We start from the raw sequence: 16,171 nt of genomic DNA on the forward strand, positions 1-16,171 counted from the left end.
GCCTGACGGCAAAGCGGGATTATTCAACTTAGCTTATACTACGAAAGCTCTGGATACGATGACGAGCAGAATGAACAATACCAAAATCACACCGGTAGATGTCCAAATGCCCCCCGGATATCCGCCGCCGTATCCTCCAACATTACCGCCAACACCGCTCACATGGATTCCTCCTTTGGTTTAAAGTACACCCTATTCTATTCGGTATCCCGGCGCTTGACTGGGCCTTCCCTCCAAGTTGGGCACAGGCCCTGATTTTTCAAAAAACTAAACCATCACACGCTTGAGTTGAATCATGTACCGGGACCGGACCACCGCGTAATAGAGGGCTTGAGCCGCCAGGAAGGTACCGGTCGACACCAGCACGGGAACGGTGACTTCGCCTAAATTAAAGGCGCTGCCGAGCAGCGACAGAACCACCATCGTCTGGATGCCCGAAATCAGAATCGGCACAAAAAACAGCAGAGCGATCTGCAAACCGGACGCGAACTTCATTTCGCGGTCGGCCAGCCCGATTTTCGAAAGGGAATGATACATCCGGCGGTCCTGATTCAGTTCGCTGTACAGCTTGAAATACAGGAAACTGGCCGACGAGATGGAGAAAATGGCCGCGATAAACACGCCGACGAAAATGAACATGGACAACCCTTGTTTGGTGTTCGCGTACGAGTCTCCCCGGGCGGACAGATAGTTTTTCGTCTCTCCGTCATCCAATCTCTCCCTGTTCTCCGCCACCAAGCGGACCGTCATGGCGACCTCCGGATCCTGCAGGGAGGGTACGCCCTGGCGATCCCATGCCTTAATCAGGAAGCGGACGTCGGAAGAGAGCCACCCGCTCTCATCCTCAGGGATTTGCCGTTTTAATTTATCATAAGCCGCATCGTTCAGCACAATCAGCGATTTGCCGCCGCCTGCGCCAAAGAGCCGTGCCGGCCGTTTTTCCGAAATCTTAAACGTATGGGACAGCGGCGATTCCAGGGAGACGGTCTCCCCTTCCAGCCCCAATAAATCCTTCGGAGGATCGTCCGCCGAATACAGCAGCACGCCTTGATCTTGCGGAATTTCCTGATCCAGCGGGGCTGCGCCGGCTTTCTCGGCCAACTTGTTGTAATTCGTCAAGGAAGCCAGCTCTACGTACACCCAATTTCCGCCCGAAACAGAGGATTGAATCGTCTCCGTGCGAACCGTTTCATACGGGATGTCCTCTTTGTTCAGTTGACCTTCAATCCATCCCAGGTCTTTCTTCAGATCGGATTCGTTGTATACGCTAAGATTTATCGCAAAGGGATCGCCGGCGTACAATTTGGCAATCTGGGTATTGATCGATAAAATGACCCCGACGCTCATACAGGCCAAGGAAGTGGCGACGGTGACCATGAACAGCATCCTCGCGTTATCCTTGATTTTATACGCCATCTCCGAAACCCAGATGAGATTCGTGCCCCGCCATAGCATCCGTTTGCTTCGTTTAGCCACCTTAATCAGAAACACCGCAACTTGCGTGTAGAAAAAATAAGTCCCTCCGACTCCCGTCACCGCGGCGAGCATCACCTCCTTCTCGCCGATTTTGGATCCGCGCTGCAGCAGCATTACGGAAGCCGCAAGCAGGCCGACGCCCAACAATGCGAGCAGCCAGGAAGTTTTGGGCTCTTTTTTCGGTTTACTGCTTCCGCTCAGGAGCTCGAGCACCCGATTTTTACGTATAAATATCAGCGTAAACACCGATAAAAACAGAAACAGCAGCAGGAACGCCACCGTCGTAAAGATCATCGCTTTCCAGGGCATATAAAAGGGAAGGCCGTTCATCCCCGTCACGCTGGCGCCCAGCAGCAGAAACAGCTTGGACAACAGCATGCCGCTGGCAAGCCCGACAATAACGGACAACAAACCGATGATCATGTTCTCCAGAAAAATCAGCCGGTTAATCGTTCCCGAAGTCGCTCCCAGGATCGTCAAAATGCCGAATTCCTTGCTCCGCGCCTTCAAAAAGCTGCTGATCGAGTAAAGCACGAACAAAAAAGAGAAGACGAAAATGATATATTCGGCGACCTGCATGCCGACCCGCGTCATCCTCCCCATTTCCGAGCCGGTGATGCCGGGGTGGAAGATGAACATCGCGTATGTGAAAAAAATCATCACCATAAAGGCGCTGCTCAAAAAATAAGCGATATAGGCCCGCGCATTTCGCCCTACATTGTTAAACGCGAATTGAAGAAAGCTCATGGGCGTTCCCTCCCAAAAAGGACAACATTTCAATGATCTTCTGGAAGAAAGCCTGCCTGCTGTCCCCCCGGTGAATCTCGCTCGACAGCATGCCGTCCTTTATAAATACCACCCGGTCACAGTAGCTTGCGGCCAAAGGATCATGGCTCACCAGCATCATGGTCGTGCCCTCGCTCCGGTTGATGCCTTCAAGCAGCTCCATAACGGCCCGCGAGGCATTGGAATCGAGCGAGCCGGTCGGTTCGTCCGCGAGCAGCAGCGAGGGGCCGGGGATCATAGCCCGGGCGATCGCGGCCCGCTGCCGCTGGCCTCCGGAAATCTCATAAATTCTTTTGCCGAGAATATCCCGAATCCCCAGCTTGTCCGCGATTCTTTCCAGCTTCTTCTCCATCTCCCGGAGCGGCCTCCGGTCAAGCGTCAGCGGCAACACGATATTTTCCGCCACCGTCAACGTATCCAGCAGATTAAAATCCTGAAACACAAACCCCAGCTCCCTGCGCCGGAAGGCTGCGAGTTCTTTTCTTTTTAACGCAAACGGATTTTTGCCGTTGATCAGCACCTCTCCCGTACTGGGCGCGTCGATCGTCGAAACCAGATTCAGCAACGTGGTTTTTCCGCTGCCGGAGGGCCCCATAATTCCGACAAACTCCCCTTGTTCAATCGTCAAATGGATGTCGTGCAGGGCCCGCGTTACGATTTTGCCCGGATACACCTTGCCGAGGCCCCGTACTTGCAATAAATCCATAGTACTCTCTCCTTTCACTCACCCCCAACGCGTACGGGGGGCGGCATTTCATCTAGCCTTGTTTTTACTTTATCCAATCCCTCCGGCTCGGGCCATCGATTTTTCTTAACCCTGTCTTAACGATTTGTAAGGTTCTGTTCGCAAAAAAAAGATGCCCCGTTTCTCAACGGCAGCATCTGCAGCTACAACTTCCGATCCGCGGTAAAGATCAACCTGACCGTAGTCCCTTCTCCCCATGTGGACTCCAGCTCCACTTTGTGGTCCAAACGGCGGCAAACCTCCCGGACGAGGTAAAGCCCCATCCCGGTCGATTCCCGGTACTGTCTGCCCTGTTCTCCCGTAAAATAAGGGTCGAAGACGCGGCGCAGATCTTCCTTTCGGATCCCCACGCCATGATCGGCAATTTCCAACACCACTTTTTTGCCCCGCCGCATGGCGGTAAATTCCACCTTGTTCCCTTTGCCGGCCGAATAGTTAACGGCGTTGACCGCAATCTGCCCCAGGATGAATTCCAGCCACTTCTCGTCGGAATACACCTGGACCTCTTCCCCGATTTCGATCACCGGATAGACCCCTTTCCGGATAAACAGCCTCCGATGGGCCGCCACCGTACGGTTAACGGCATCCCGCAAAGAGACGCGATCCACCCGGAAGTCGCTTTCGAACCGTTCCAGCCGGGACGTGTACAGCGCCATCTCCAGTCCGCCGCGCAGCCGGTCCAGCTCTTCCTGAATGCTTTCGCGCACGCTTTCGGGCAGCGCTTCTTTTTCATTTTCCAAGGTGAGTTGAATGACGGATAAGGGCGTTTTCATCTGATGGACCCAACGGTTGGTGAACGCCGTATTGGTCTCCATCTGGCTGCGGTACTTGTACAATTCCTCCTGGAACAGGCGGTAACCGGCCTCCATCCGGGAATCCAGCGCCAGGGCCAGCGGCGTTTCGCCGGAAGGGTCTATCAGCTCCTCCAGTTTCCCGGGCGGAATCGTAAGCTTGCGGTATACTTCGCGGCGGCTAAAGTATTGGTATCCCAAGTACAACAGAAGACAAGTAACGCTTAGCAGGAGCGCGTACACCGCGATGTCGAGTTCCCGGCTCCCGGCAAGCCAATACAGAAAAGGAACCAGAACCATCTGCGGGATCAAAAAGAGCAGAAGCGGAATCTGTTCTTTCCAGAAAAGCCTCATGCTTCTCCCGCCACGGAAGGCAGCAGCATGTATCCCGCTCCCCTGACCGTCTCGACGGCATCCTCCAGCCCCAGCTCTTTCAGCTTCTTCCGGATCCGCGTCACATACACGTTCAGCGTGTTGTCATCGATAAAATGATGGTCCTGCCACATCAGATCGAGCAGTTTTTCCCGGGTGACGACCCGTCCCACCCGCTCCATCAACGCTTCAAGCAGGACCGCTTCCTTCTGGGTGAGCACGACCGCCTGATCTCCCCGCGTGACCGTAAACCGTTCGGGGTACAGCAGCAGCCCGGCGCCGCCCACGGTTCGTTCCTCTTGTTTTGCGGCATAAGTGCCGTAGGCTCTCCGCAGGTGGCTGCGGATTTTAGCCATCACCACTTCATATGAAAAGGGCTTGGTGATGTAGTCATCCGCCCCGTTCTCAAGCGCCATGATCTGGTCCATCCCGCTGTCCCGGGCGGAGATGAACAGAATCGGACAGGTCGATACGGAGCGGATTTGCCGGCACCAATAAAATCCGTCGAAGTTCGGCAAATTCACATCCAGCATGACCAGATCCGCCCCGCTTTCCGTAAACCGTTCCAGCACCCGGCTGAAATCGGATACCTGTTCGGCGCGATACCCGTACTTCTCGATTTGAGCGGAAAGCATCGCGGTAATTTTCGGATCGTCTTCCACAATCAAAATGGTGAACATGGGACTATCGCTCCTTTCAACGTTGAGCCGGGGACAGCTGTAACGGCGCTGTGTAAAACAGCGGTTTGTCCGCTGCCGGCTCCTGCTGGTAGACCACGATCAGCAGGGAACCGCCCTGTCCCTCCGGGGAATCTTGCGTCCCGTCCAGTACGGCCTGCAGTGAAAAAGGCAGCTCGTCCACGACCGCGTTCTTCTGAAGTTCCCGTTCGTTAAACCCGTGAGCGGCAAACGCGGCGGAAACGCTCTGCGGACGTTCGGCGAGCCGTTTGAAAATCGCGGTCCGGCGGTCCTTGTCCAGCCGGTCTTCCCACCAGATTTTCCGCGGTTTGTATTTATGCTGCAAATAATAATCCAGCTTCATCAAGCCCAGCACGATTTCCGGCTCCTTCATCCCCCGGCAGCCCAAAAATTCATGCAGCCGCGTAAACAGGTCCTCCAGTTGATGGCCGATGCGCTGCCATCCCCGGCTTTCCCAGAAGTCGCCGAACTCCTGGAAAAAATCGAACGGAGAGTCAAACTCCGAGGTAATCAGATACTCCATCGTATGGTCCATCCGGTGATCGTTCCAGTATTTCTCCAGCACATCCTCGAGCCGCTTCAACCGGACGATATCGGAAAAGGGCAAAATGTCGTTGCCCAAAATTTCGTAAGGCGCATGGTCCATATAAATGTAATTGTACTTGACGGCGTCGTTCCGCAGCCCCGTGCCGCGCAGCATCTTGAGAAAACCGAGCTGCAGCTCCTCCGGCCGCATGGCGAAGACGTCATTGAACGTTTTGCGGAACGTCGCGTAATCTTCTTCCGGGAGTCCGGCGATCAGATCGAGATGCTGGTCGATTTTGCCGCTCTCTTTGATTTTTGTCACCGTACGCTTCAGTTTGGTGAAATTTTGACGGCGTTTAACGAGCTCGTTCGTCGGATCGTTCGTCGATTGGACCCCGATTTCAAAGCGGAAAATCCCCGGCGGGGCGTTTTCGGCCAAATAATCCAGGACCTCTGGCCGCATAATGTCCGCCGTGATTTCGAACTGAAAGACGCATCCGCCGTGGTTTTGAATAAGAAACTCGAACATCTCCATCGCATAGCTGCGGTTAATGTTAAATGTACGGTCCAGAAACTTGATCGTCTTCGCTCCGTGGGAAATCAGATACAAAATGTCCGACTTGACGCGCTCGATATCATAATAGCGAACCCCCACCTCAATGCTGGACAGGCAAAATTGACAGCTGAACGGACAGCCCCGGCTGGTCTCGAAATACACGATCCGCTTGCCCAGATGCGGAATGTCCTCGGGAAAGCGGTGCGGGGACGGCAGCGTGTTCAGATCCGATTTCGGCCGCGGCGGATTGAGCCGGATTTCCCCGTCCTTCCGGTAAGCCGCGCCGAACACGAAGTGGAACTTCCGGTCGCCCGCCAGCTCCTCCAGGAGATGGTGGAACGTCTCCTCGCCGTCGCCCATTACGATAAAATCGACGCTGGGGATCCGCCGCATCCAATATTCCGTATCATAGGACACTTCCGGTCCGCCGAGCACGATCGCGGTATCCGGCAGCACTTTGCGGAGCAGCTCCACCACCTTGATCGTCTCTTCGATATTCCAAATGTAACACGAGAATCCGACCACGTCCGGGCGCTTCTGGTACAAATCCGATACGATATTCAGGACCGGATCCTTAATCGTGTACTCGGCCAGGTCGATATCGAACCGGTTACCGCTGTAGGCCTTCAGGAGCCGGATCGCCAGCGAGGTGTGAATATATTTGGCGTTTAACGTAGCTAAGATGACTTTCATCGCTCACAACCCTATTCCATATTTTGAAAAAATTCCAGAAACGGCGCGCCGTATTTACGAAATTTCACTTCACCGACACCCTTGATTTTCAGCATCTCCTCTTCCCTAGTCGGGCAAACCAGGCTCATTTCACGCAAAGTCGCATCGTTGAAAATAATGTAGGAGGGCACCCGCTCCTTCTCCGCCAAATCCCGGCGGATCAGGCGCAACTGCTCAAAGACCGTTTCATTGACGGCCGACGGCCCGTCGTCGTAACCCGAACCGCGGCGCCGGGAGCCGCCCGTCTTCTGGCCCTTCGCCGCAGTCGGCTCCGGCGCGCGCATCATCACCTGGTGCTGACCGCGGAGCACGTCGGCGGCCAGGGGCTGAAGCCGGACCACCGGGTACTGCCCTTCCGACAGCGCCAAATACCCCTCGGCGATAAACAGGTTGATCAGCTCGGAGATCTCCCGCTCCGTTTTGCGGCGCATCATGCCGTAAGTGGGCAATTGATCAAACCGATATTGCAGCACCTTTTTGTTCTGCGAACCTTTCAGCACCGACGATACGAGCGAAACGCCGAAGCGCTCCCGCATCCGGTGAATGCAGGAAAATACGATCTGCGCGTCCACTGTAAGGTCGACCAGCTCGCGCTCGTCCCGGCAGGAGCTGCAGATGCCGCAAGGCTTGCGGTCGTGAACTTCGCCGAAATAATCGAGCATGGCAAAACGCAGACAGCTGGTGGAATAACAGTACTCCACCATTTGCTGGAGCTTGCGGTACTCGTTGCGTTTCCGGTCCTCGTCCTGCGGATTTTGCTCGATCAAAAACTTCTGCGTCATGATGTCTTGCGGGCTGAACAGCAGAATGCATTCGCTCGGCTCGCCGTCCCGGCCGGCACGCCCCGCTTCCTGGACATAGGCCTCCATATTCTTCGGCATATTGTAATGGATGACCCAACGGACATTCGACTTGTCGATCCCCATGCCGAAAGCGTTGGTGGCGACCATGACCCGGATATCGTCGTAAAGGAACGCCTCCTGGCTTTCCTCGCGTTCCCGGTCGGACAGGCCGGCATGGTAGCGTCCCGCGGGAATTCCGTTCTCCCGCAGACGGTTGTATAGATCGTCGACCTCTTTGCGGGTCGCCGCATAAATGATGCCGGGCTGATGCCCGTGAGTTTCCGCGTAATTCATAATGAATTCGCGCTTGTTCTCGCCGCGCAGCACCGACATGGCCAGATTGTCCCGGCCGAGCCCCGTCACGAACACGGACGGTTGATCCAGCTTCAGAAGGCGGATCATATCGTCCATGACTTGGGGCGTTGCGGTTGCCGTAAAGGCGGCGAGAATCGGCCGCCGCGGCAGGCCGTTGACAAATGGCGATACCGCGAGATAGCTCGTCCGGAAGTCATGCCCCCACTGCGAGACGCAGTGCGCCTCATCGACGGCGACGCAGGAGATCGTCAGGGCGCTCATTTCCTCGCGGAACCAATCGAGCTCGAGGCGTTCCGGCGCCACGTACAGCAGCTTTATTTCGCCGCGTTTGGCTGCGCGAATGCGGTCGTTCACTTCTTTCCCGGACAAGGAACTGTTGATGTAAGCGGCCGGGATCCCCATCGTCACCAGCGCGTCCACCTGGTCCTTCATCAGCGAGATCAGCGGGGACACCACCAGGGTCAGCCCCGGCAGCAGCAAAGCGGGGATCTGGTAACAGATCGATTTCCCGCCTCCGGTCGGCATAATTCCCAGCGTGTCGGTCCCTTCCAGGACACTGGCGACGATTTTCCGCTGGCCTTCGCGAAAATCGGGGTACCCGTAATATTTTTGCAGCAGTTGCTGCGCTTGTTCCAAACGGGAGGTTTGCGTATTCATAACATAAACTCCTTGATCCTTTGAACAGGACGTATTTCTTCCATAAGTTTAGTTTACCGGGCCGAGCGGCAATGGGCAACACGCCGGCCCGCATCCGGGCTGGAGATCCTTACATGATGCGCTCCGTTCCGGTCCATACTTACCATTATAACGCCATGCGCAAAAAAGAGGGGTATAGCATGATGCGGAGGCAACTCTAGAATTCGGGAGAACGTATTAGTTAGCTAAGGTCTCAGGGCGCTGCTTGCTTGTACTCGACCCCAATCTCCGTGGTATAGTAGAGTCGGATTATAATAACGGATGGAGAAGCGGCTATTTTATGAAAAATCAAAATCAAACCAAGCACGAAAAAACGTTTAAGCATACAAAGAAAGCGGGCTCCAAGGCACCCGGTTCGGGAAAAGCGGGCTCGCACGGCGGCCCAGGCGGTCCCGGTCAAAAGACGGCCCCCCGGGTAGCGAACCGCGAATCCGCGGAAGAGCTCAAGGCCGGCGACCGGATCGTCGTGACCGTCAAACGGCTCGGGATCAACGGCGAAGGCGTCGGGTATTACCGGCGGAAAGCGGTATTTATCGGGGGCGCGCTGCCGGATGAGGTGATTAAGGCCGAGGTGACCCGGGTGGAACCCAAGTTCATCACCGCCCAAATCCTGGAGATCGAGAAGCGCTCCCCGTACCGGGTCGAGGCTCCTTGCCCGGTATTCGGCATCTGCGGCGGCTGCCAGATTCAGCATCTTTCTTATGAAGGACAGCTTAAGGGCAAGGAGGACCTCGTTCGCGAAGCTTTTTCGCGGTACGCGGGGATGGAGCAGGTGAAGATGAAGCCGATCCTCGGCATGGACCACCCGTGGGGGTATCGCAACAAAGCCCAGCTTCAGCTGGGGATGCAGGAGGAAGGGATGATCGCGGGGCTGTACGGCCTGGACTCGCATCGTCTGGTCGATATCACCGGCTGTCCCATCCAGCATCCAAAGATCAATGAAGCGGTCGACCGGGCGCGGAACGTGCTGGAACGGCTGAAGATTCCCGTTTACCGGGAAAAAGGCGGGCAAGGCCTGGTACGGACTCTCGTCGTCCGCTGGGGCTTCCAGTCCGGCCAGCTGCAAATCACGCTGGTGACCGCAAGCGACAAGCTGCCGCAGCGCGAGCAGCTGATCAAGGAGCTCCGGCTGGCCATCCCGGAGCTGACCGGCATCGCGATGAACGTCAATCCGAAGAACACGTCGCTCGTGTTCGGCAACAAAACGTTCATCCTCTGGGGCGAGGACCATATCCAGGAGTCGCTCGGCGACCTGGATTTCACCTTGTCGCCCCGCGCGTTTTTTCAGCTGAACCCGTTGCAAACGGTGAAGCTGTACGAGTCGGTGCGCGCGGCAGCCGGACTGACCGGCCGCGAGACGGTCGTCGACGCCTATTGCGGCACCGGCACGATCGGCCTCTGGCTCGCCCCGTACGCGCGCGAGGTGCGCGGGGTCGAGGCGATCCCCGAGGCCGTCGCGGACGCCAAGGCGAACGCCGAGCGGAACGGGCGCGGCAATGCGGCCTTCCATGAAGGCTTGGCGGAAGAGCTCCTTCCGCGCTGGGTGAAGGCCGGCTTCTCGCCCGACGTCATCGTCGCCGATCCGCCGCGGACCGGGCTCGATCCTCGCTTCCTTGAAGCCGTGCTCCGTACGAAACCGAAGCGTTTCGTCTACGTTTCCTGCAATCCGTCCACGCTGGCAAAGGACTGCAAGGTGCTGACGGACGGCGGCTACAAGCTCGAATGGGTGCAGCCGGTCGATATGTTCCCGCAGACGAGCCATGTGGAGAGCGTGTCGTTGTTGGTTAGATAATAAAAGAGAAGTTACTATTGGTTGCCGGCTAGGGCAGCGTCAGGCAAATTTGACTAACAAGAATTCCTGCATATCTGCATGTTTTTTTCCTGTTCAGAGCAAAAATTTTAAAATTCCTGCGATTCTGCAGGAATTTTCGGCGAAAGCGGCTTGATTCTCTAAAATCGCTAGAAATACCTGCAGATTTGCATCTTTTTTCGCATACCCTCGTGGATCGGTCTAAATTCCTGCAGATTTGCATCTTTTCGCACTCTTCACCTGCAGCTCATTTGAATTAAAAGGAAATATTCCCGTTAATTTGGCGCGTATGCTGCTGTAGAGGCAAATTAGCTGGAGAACCTCCCGTTAATTCGCCTGAAAATGGGTATATCGACAAAAAGGCCGCGAAATAGATGGAGTTTTTCCAGCTAAATCCGATAGAAGCGCCAGGAGCGGTACATTAACGGGAGATTTTCCCGTTAAAGATGTAAACTCTGATATATATACAATTGTGGACGTCGGCAACGTATCTCCGAAACCATCTCATATCCCTCCCTCACGCCAATTTTTTAGTTCAACCAATATAGATATCTTGATGAGGAAAACATTATCTATTACGACAAGTACGATAACGAGTTCTGTCCCTCCTGTAACAAATGGTTGCCTGCTCCGTGTAGAGACTCCTCTTGTATTTACTGTAAAGTTCGACCTATAAAGCCTTTGGAGACCAAATCTCTTGCTGATATGTCATCAAGAGATTTAGAGTAACAACTTTGAAAATGACATGGTGTTGGCGTTGTAAATGTGAAAGACATCGGATGACGTATAGGAGGTGTTTTCAATAGAACCTTATGCTTCCGTATTTACAACCATGAAGGGGTTTAATAAGCCTTGGGCAATTGCTGGAGGTTGGGCGATAGACCTCTTTCTTGGCAAAACTACAAGAGAGCATAGTGACATTGAAATTGTTGTGTTTAGAAACGACCAAATAAGTATTCTTGAATACTTGTCTGGATGGGAATTCAAGAAGGTTGTCGGTGGGAAAATTGAACCCTGGGGAGTAGATGAAAGGTTAGAATTACCTATACATGAAACGTATGCAGAACGATTAAACGAAAAGATAGAGATTCTTCTTAATGAGCTTGAAGGTAAAGAATGGGTTTATCGCAGAGATCCTAGAATTCGAAGAGAATTGTCTAAAGCTATCATGAAAACAACTAATGGAATTCCTTACCTTCGTCCGGAAATTACATTGCTTTACAAATCAAAAGGTGCGAGACCGAAAGATGACGTTGATTTTGAGAATACTTTCTCCCGGTTGGATTTTGAACAAAGGCGGTGGCTTCAAGGTTCGTTAAGGATCGTTTATGGCGAGCATCCTTGGATTAAGTTTCTGAAAAAATAATGATTGGCAGGACCCGTATCGGCAGTAAGGAAATGATCGAGACCCCTTGTCGTTGTTGGTTAGAAAAACTAATTGCGGGTTAGGAAAGACTAATAGTTGAAGATGTCTTAGCGGACATAAAGTGTAGAGGGGGATTAACCCCTATTTTGTTATATTATTCAGGAGAGTACATCATATCTATGGAAATCAGAAAACCAAACATTGTGGAGCTTGAAAGCATTTTGAAACTCTCGCCACAAGCCTTATTTGAAGGGACACTGGGCAGAGTTAGACCAACAGACGAAAGGATCAAGCGACTCGTTGAGCCACTTTTGGAGAGGGGCCGCTACTACTTAATAGCTGCAGAAAAAGATAATTTGATGGGATGGATTCTAATAGGTTCAATCAAAGACCAATTCACCGATGAGATGATTGGCTTTATATACGAATTATATGTAACTCAAGAGTATAGAGGAAAAGGCATCTCTAAACACTTAATGAAAAGTGCCATTGAGCACCTGCAGTCCGAAGGATATCCTGAGATTCGTCTGGGAGTTTTTGCAGATAATCATGCTGTTCGACTTTATAAACAAATGGGATTCTCTGAAAGAAACATTACTATGAGTCTAAGGATGCCCTGCATTTCTCAAGCCGCCCGCTGAAATAGCGGCCTTTTGGGCTGCTACTTCACCCCGCCCAGCCGAATTCGACAAAATAGGCGCCAAAAACGCCTCTATTTATCTGCCCCGCTGTCAAAGCGGTAACGGGCGCTCGTCCCAACCTCTTTATTTACATAATCTTAACGTATAACGCAACGTATCAAAATCCTCGACGTGTAAACTCTCCTTATAAAAAATCAGCTTAAAGGAGAGAGTTATGTTGAAAAGAAACTTGCTTGGGCTTGGTTTAGCTGCTATGATGCTCGCTTCATTAAGCAGCCCTGCAACGGCTCGTGCCTCGGAACCTTTTAATTTGACGATTTTGCACGTGAATGACCATCATTCGCATCTGGATCCCCAAACCTTTGATCTGAATTTAAACTATGACGACACTCAAGAAGGAGAAAAGGTGCGCCTGCAATTGGGCGGAATGTCTTACATATCTTCATTCATTCGTGAACATAGAAACGATCATTCCTTGCTATTGCAGAGCGGGGAATTAAACGGAACCCTCTATTACAGCCTGTACAAGGGCGAAACCGACATGAAGGTAATCAACGCCTTACGGCCTGATGCTTACATGGTCGGCAATCACGAGTTTGACGAGGGCGACCAACATTTTGCCGATTTGTATCAGACGGCGCGGTTCCCGATTCTGGCAGGCAACATAAAGCCGACCAAACGATCGCCTCTCTACGGAAACCTGGACCAGCCCTATCTGATCAAAGAAGTCGACGGTGAAAAGATCGCCATCATCGGCGTTATCAAAATTGAAAAAACGAAGGAATCTTCTCTGATTAGCGAGGATGTCGAATTTATTGACGAAATCGAGTTCGTTAAGTCTACGGTGGAAGAGGTAAAGAGACAAGGCATCAATAAAATCATCGTGCTGAGCCACTTAGGATACGATTTCGACCAAGTGTTGGCAGCCGAAACGAGCGACGTTGACCTGATCGTTGGCGGAGACACGCACAACTTGCTCGATTCTTCGGGAGAAGCAAAGGCTTTAGGCTTGCCGGTAACCGGCGAATATCCGACGATGGTTCAGAACGCAGACAGCAAGAGCACTTATATTGTTCAAGCATGGGAATATGCTAAAGCTTTGGGCAGGATCGATTTGAAATTTGATGCACAGGGCGAAATCATCAGCGCGGCAGGGAGTCCGATTCTACCTGTCGGCGGACCGTATCAAGTGAATGTGGACGATCAATGGGTTGATGCGAACGAGACAGCTTTAACCCATATTAAAAAGGCTATTGCAAACAACAGCGTTCTAGTGGAGGGTCAAATCGATCCGACTATGGAGGAAACTATTACGCCTTACCGAAAAGCACTAGAAGCCCAAATGGAAACCGTCATCGGTTCTATCCAGGAAAATCTGTCTAACGAACGAATTCCGAAACCTTTCACGAATCCTAACGACGCGAACGGCAGCTTTGCGGCACAGGTGGTTGCCGACTCGTTTTTGTACGGCCTGCCCCATGCCGACGTGGCTATCCAAAATGCGGGCGGCGTAAGAGAAACTTTTAGGCAAGGCGATTTTACGATGGCCGATGCCTATACGATGCTGCCGTTTTCGAATACGATAACGACTCTTGAATTAACCGGCGAAGAAATACGCGATGTGTTGGACGAAGCCATTCGTTATTCGCAAGGGATTACGCAGTCGACAGGCGCATTCCCCTATTCGTCACACTTGAGATATGACGTTTATTTAAACGCCGACGAAGGAATGAAGAGCGCGTACAATCTTGAAGTCAAAGATCGCAAAACAGGTGTATGGTCCCCCATCGACATGAACAAAACCTATGTTGTAGCCACGAATTCGTTCACGGCTCTTGGTAAAGATGGATATGCCACTTTTGAAAAGGCCGTCGAAAGAGATCCTGACGTAAAAGTTGAAACTTATATTCAATATGCGGTACCGCTTGTCGAGTTATTTACGGAGCATTTGAATGGCGGAGTGGTTGTAAAACCGGACGCGGATAGCTATTCTTTAAAGTCGGTCAAAGAGTGGCGAGCCAAGCCGTCGGGAGAAAGCGAAGCTTCTGCCAGTGAAGCTCCTGTGAACAAAGCCCCTGGAAGCGAAGCTTCCGTGAGCAAGGCTCCTGCAACCGAAGCGTCTGACCGCGAATCCTCCGCACAAGAACAAAAGGGAGCCGCAAAAACGTATACCGTAGTTAAGGGGGATAATCTCTTCCGAATTGCTCAGAAAACGCTAAACGACGGAACGCGTTGGAGAGAAATTTATGAATTGAACAAAGACAAGATTACAAACCCCCGCGTGATTTATCCGGGACAAAGGATCGTGCTGCCGTTAGTGAATCGTACTACTTAAATGGTAAAATGAGAGCCGCCCGTACAGGCGGCTCTCTCCATACTCTACAGGTCCTTTGCAGACAATTCATCCTCCGTAACCCATTGATGATTTTTAACGGTTTCTCCGCCAGTGGTCGGTGTATAGTCCACCATATAGACGTTCATGGCTTGGGCGGTATCCACGGTAGCGTTCGCTCCGCGCATTCCCGGCATGTGGTCCGCATTTAAGATCACTTTGGCACCCGGCTCAAAAGGTTTGTCCCCTGCGTCTTTTATTTCCTGGTGGATAACCCACTTGTGTTTATTAACCGGATCGCCACCAGTTGTAGGGATGTACGATACCGAATAGACGGTGGTTTCATAAGCCCCGACAATCGTTGCCGTTGCCCCGTTCATTCCCGGCATATGGTCCGCGTGAATAACCGCTTGACTTCCCACTCTGAATTTCGGGTTTGTCGATTCCTTTAAACCTGACGGAATTACACCCGATCCCGAATGGCTCATCTCGGAATGATTCATCTCGGAATGACTCGCATCTCCCGCGGTGGGGGCGCTGCCTTCTGTAGTGCTTTGGTTGGCGTTATTGCGGCATCCACTCAAAGAAATCAGCGCGGCAATACCGAGTAAAATTAGCTGTTTCTTCATCCCCTGCTTCACTCCTTGTTTTTATCGCTACAAACACAATATACCCCATTGGGGTATATATCAAACCTATCACCCCCCTGATTTCTTATCTATTTTGTAAAATTTATCCCGCAATCTTGACTTTACGATGGAGGATCATGTTAGAATATAACCGACAGACAGTCGGTCTAGTGGGAAGAGCATAAAGGTGAGGTGAATGAAATGAGAGTCGTAAAAAACGCCGAGGAGCGAAAGAATGAAATTCTCGACGCGGCGGATGAGCTGTTCGGGCAAAAAGGCTTCGAGGGCACCAGTACGAACGATATTCTCGAAAAGGTCGGAATCGCCCGGGGCACGCTGTATCATCACTTCAAGTCGAAGGAGGATATCATGGACGCGCTGATCGAACGCTACAGCGCCCGGCTGTTAAGCGCGGCACGGGAAGTGGCCGCGGATCGGAGCGTCCCCGTCGTCGAACGCATTGTCCGCGTCGTTATGGCTCTGAACTTAAGCGGAGGAAGCAGCGAGGAAATTATGGAGCAGATTCATAAGCCGGAAAACGCGCTGATGCATCGAAAAATACAAAAGTTCATCATCGGCGGAGTCCCCCCGATCTTGACGGAAATTATCCGTGAAGGTATCGGGCAAGGAGTGTTCAACACCCCGTTTCCGTATGAATGCATGGAAATGGTCGTGGTTTATGCGAACACCATTTTTGATGACGATATTGTTCTTTTGACGGACGAAGAACTCGCCTCACGCCTACAGGCATTCGTCTTTAATACGGAGCGACTTCTGGGTGCGGAGAGCGGAAGTTTAATGTCCGTGATACCCATGTTCGGCGGTGAAAATCGGGGCGCTCATGCGTAGTCCAGACCTA

The 16,171-nt window shown here is 52.5% G+C and carries 13 protein-coding genes and 1 pseudogene; 5 read left to right on the forward strand and 9 right to left on the reverse strand.

Annotation, left to right across the window (positions count from 1 at the left end; genetic code table 11):
• Positions 1–33: 33 nt before the first annotated feature.
• From LBW89_RS14940 to recQ, 7 genes are all read right to left on the reverse strand, one after another.
• A complete protein-coding gene (locus LBW89_RS14940) occupies positions 34–162 on the reverse strand; it encodes a sporulation protein YjcZ (RefSeq protein WP_225039453.1) in 129 nt (42 codons plus the stop codon).
• A gap of 105 nt (positions 163–267) precedes the next feature.
• Complete coding sequence (locus tag LBW89_RS14945) at positions 268–2,223, reverse strand: FtsX-like permease family protein (RefSeq protein ID WP_148450672.1); 1,956 nt, start codon at positions 2,221–2,223, stop codon at positions 268–270.
• Complete coding sequence (locus tag LBW89_RS14950; RefSeq protein WP_148450673.1) at positions 2,198–2,968, reverse strand: ABC transporter ATP-binding protein; 771 nt, start codon at positions 2,966–2,968, stop codon at positions 2,198–2,200. The genes LBW89_RS14945 and LBW89_RS14950 overlap by 26 nt, the downstream gene beginning before the upstream one ends.
• Positions 2,969–3,150: 182 nt before the next feature.
• A complete protein-coding gene (locus LBW89_RS14955; protein ID WP_148450674.1) occupies positions 3,151–4,152 on the reverse strand; it encodes a sensor histidine kinase in 1,002 nt (333 codons plus the stop codon).
• Positions 4,149–4,850, reverse strand: coding sequence for a response regulator transcription factor (locus LBW89_RS14960; protein WP_148450675.1), 702 nt, complete (start codon positions 4,848–4,850; stop codon positions 4,149–4,151). The genes LBW89_RS14955 and LBW89_RS14960 overlap by 4 nt, the downstream gene beginning before the upstream one ends.
• 16 nt (positions 4,851–4,866) lie before the next feature.
• Positions 4,867–6,642 (reverse strand): B12-binding domain-containing radical SAM protein, encoded by a 1,776-nt coding sequence (locus tag LBW89_RS14965; RefSeq protein WP_148450676.1) that lies wholly within the window; start codon positions 6,640–6,642, stop codon positions 4,867–4,869.
• A gap of 11 nt (positions 6,643–6,653) precedes the next feature.
• Entirely contained in the window at positions 6,654–8,495 is a 1,842-nt protein-coding gene (gene recQ, locus LBW89_RS14970) for a DNA helicase RecQ (protein WP_148450677.1), read from the reverse strand.
• A gap of 319 nt (positions 8,496–8,814) precedes the next feature.
• On the opposite strand from recQ, the gene rlmD reads away from it, so the two are divergent.
• The 4 genes and pseudogenes from rlmD to LBW89_RS14990 form a co-directional block, all read left to right on the forward strand.
• A complete protein-coding gene (gene rlmD, locus LBW89_RS14975) occupies positions 8,815–10,326 on the forward strand; it encodes a 23S rRNA (uracil(1939)-C(5))-methyltransferase RlmD (protein ID WP_225039454.1) in 1,512 nt (503 codons plus the stop codon).
• 811 nt (positions 10,327–11,137) lie between these two features.
• Positions 11,138–11,710, forward strand: coding sequence for a nucleotidyltransferase domain-containing protein (locus tag LBW89_RS14980; protein ID WP_225039455.1), 573 nt, complete (start codon positions 11,138–11,140; stop codon positions 11,708–11,710).
• A 179-nt stretch (positions 11,711–11,889) separates the two neighbouring features.
• Positions 11,890–12,351, forward strand: a complete 462-nt coding sequence (locus LBW89_RS14985) for a GNAT family N-acetyltransferase (RefSeq protein WP_225039456.1) — start codon at positions 11,890–11,892, stop codon at positions 12,349–12,351.
• Between the two features lie 256 nt (positions 12,352–12,607).
• Positions 12,608–14,203 (forward strand): annotated as a pseudogene (locus tag LBW89_RS14990) (bifunctional metallophosphatase/5'-nucleotidase); the annotation flags it as partial.
• 134 nt (positions 14,204–14,337) lie between these two features.
• On the opposite strand, the gene LBW89_RS27905 reads toward LBW89_RS14990, so the two are convergent.
• A complete protein-coding gene (locus LBW89_RS27905; protein WP_225039511.1) occupies positions 14,338–14,451 on the reverse strand; it encodes a hypothetical protein in 114 nt (37 codons plus the stop codon).
• Between the two features lie 279 nt (positions 14,452–14,730).
• Positions 14,731–15,312 (reverse strand): YdhK family protein, encoded by a 582-nt coding sequence (locus LBW89_RS15005; protein ID WP_225039457.1) that lies wholly within the window; start codon positions 15,310–15,312, stop codon positions 14,731–14,733.
• 201 nt (positions 15,313–15,513) lie between these two features.
• Here LBW89_RS15005 and LBW89_RS15010 point away from each other — a divergent pair, with 201 nt between their 5' ends.
• Positions 15,514–16,161 carry a TetR/AcrR family transcriptional regulator gene (locus tag LBW89_RS15010; RefSeq protein WP_225039458.1) on the forward strand — a complete coding sequence of 216 codons (648 nt, stop codon included), beginning with the start codon at positions 15,514–15,516 and terminating at the stop codon, positions 16,159–16,161.
• Positions 16,162–16,171: the final 10 nt, after the last annotated feature.

Source organism: Paenibacillus sp. alder61, from assembly GCF_020179875.1.
Lineage (GTDB): Bacteria > Bacillota > Bacilli > Paenibacillales > Paenibacillaceae > Fontibacillus > Fontibacillus faecis.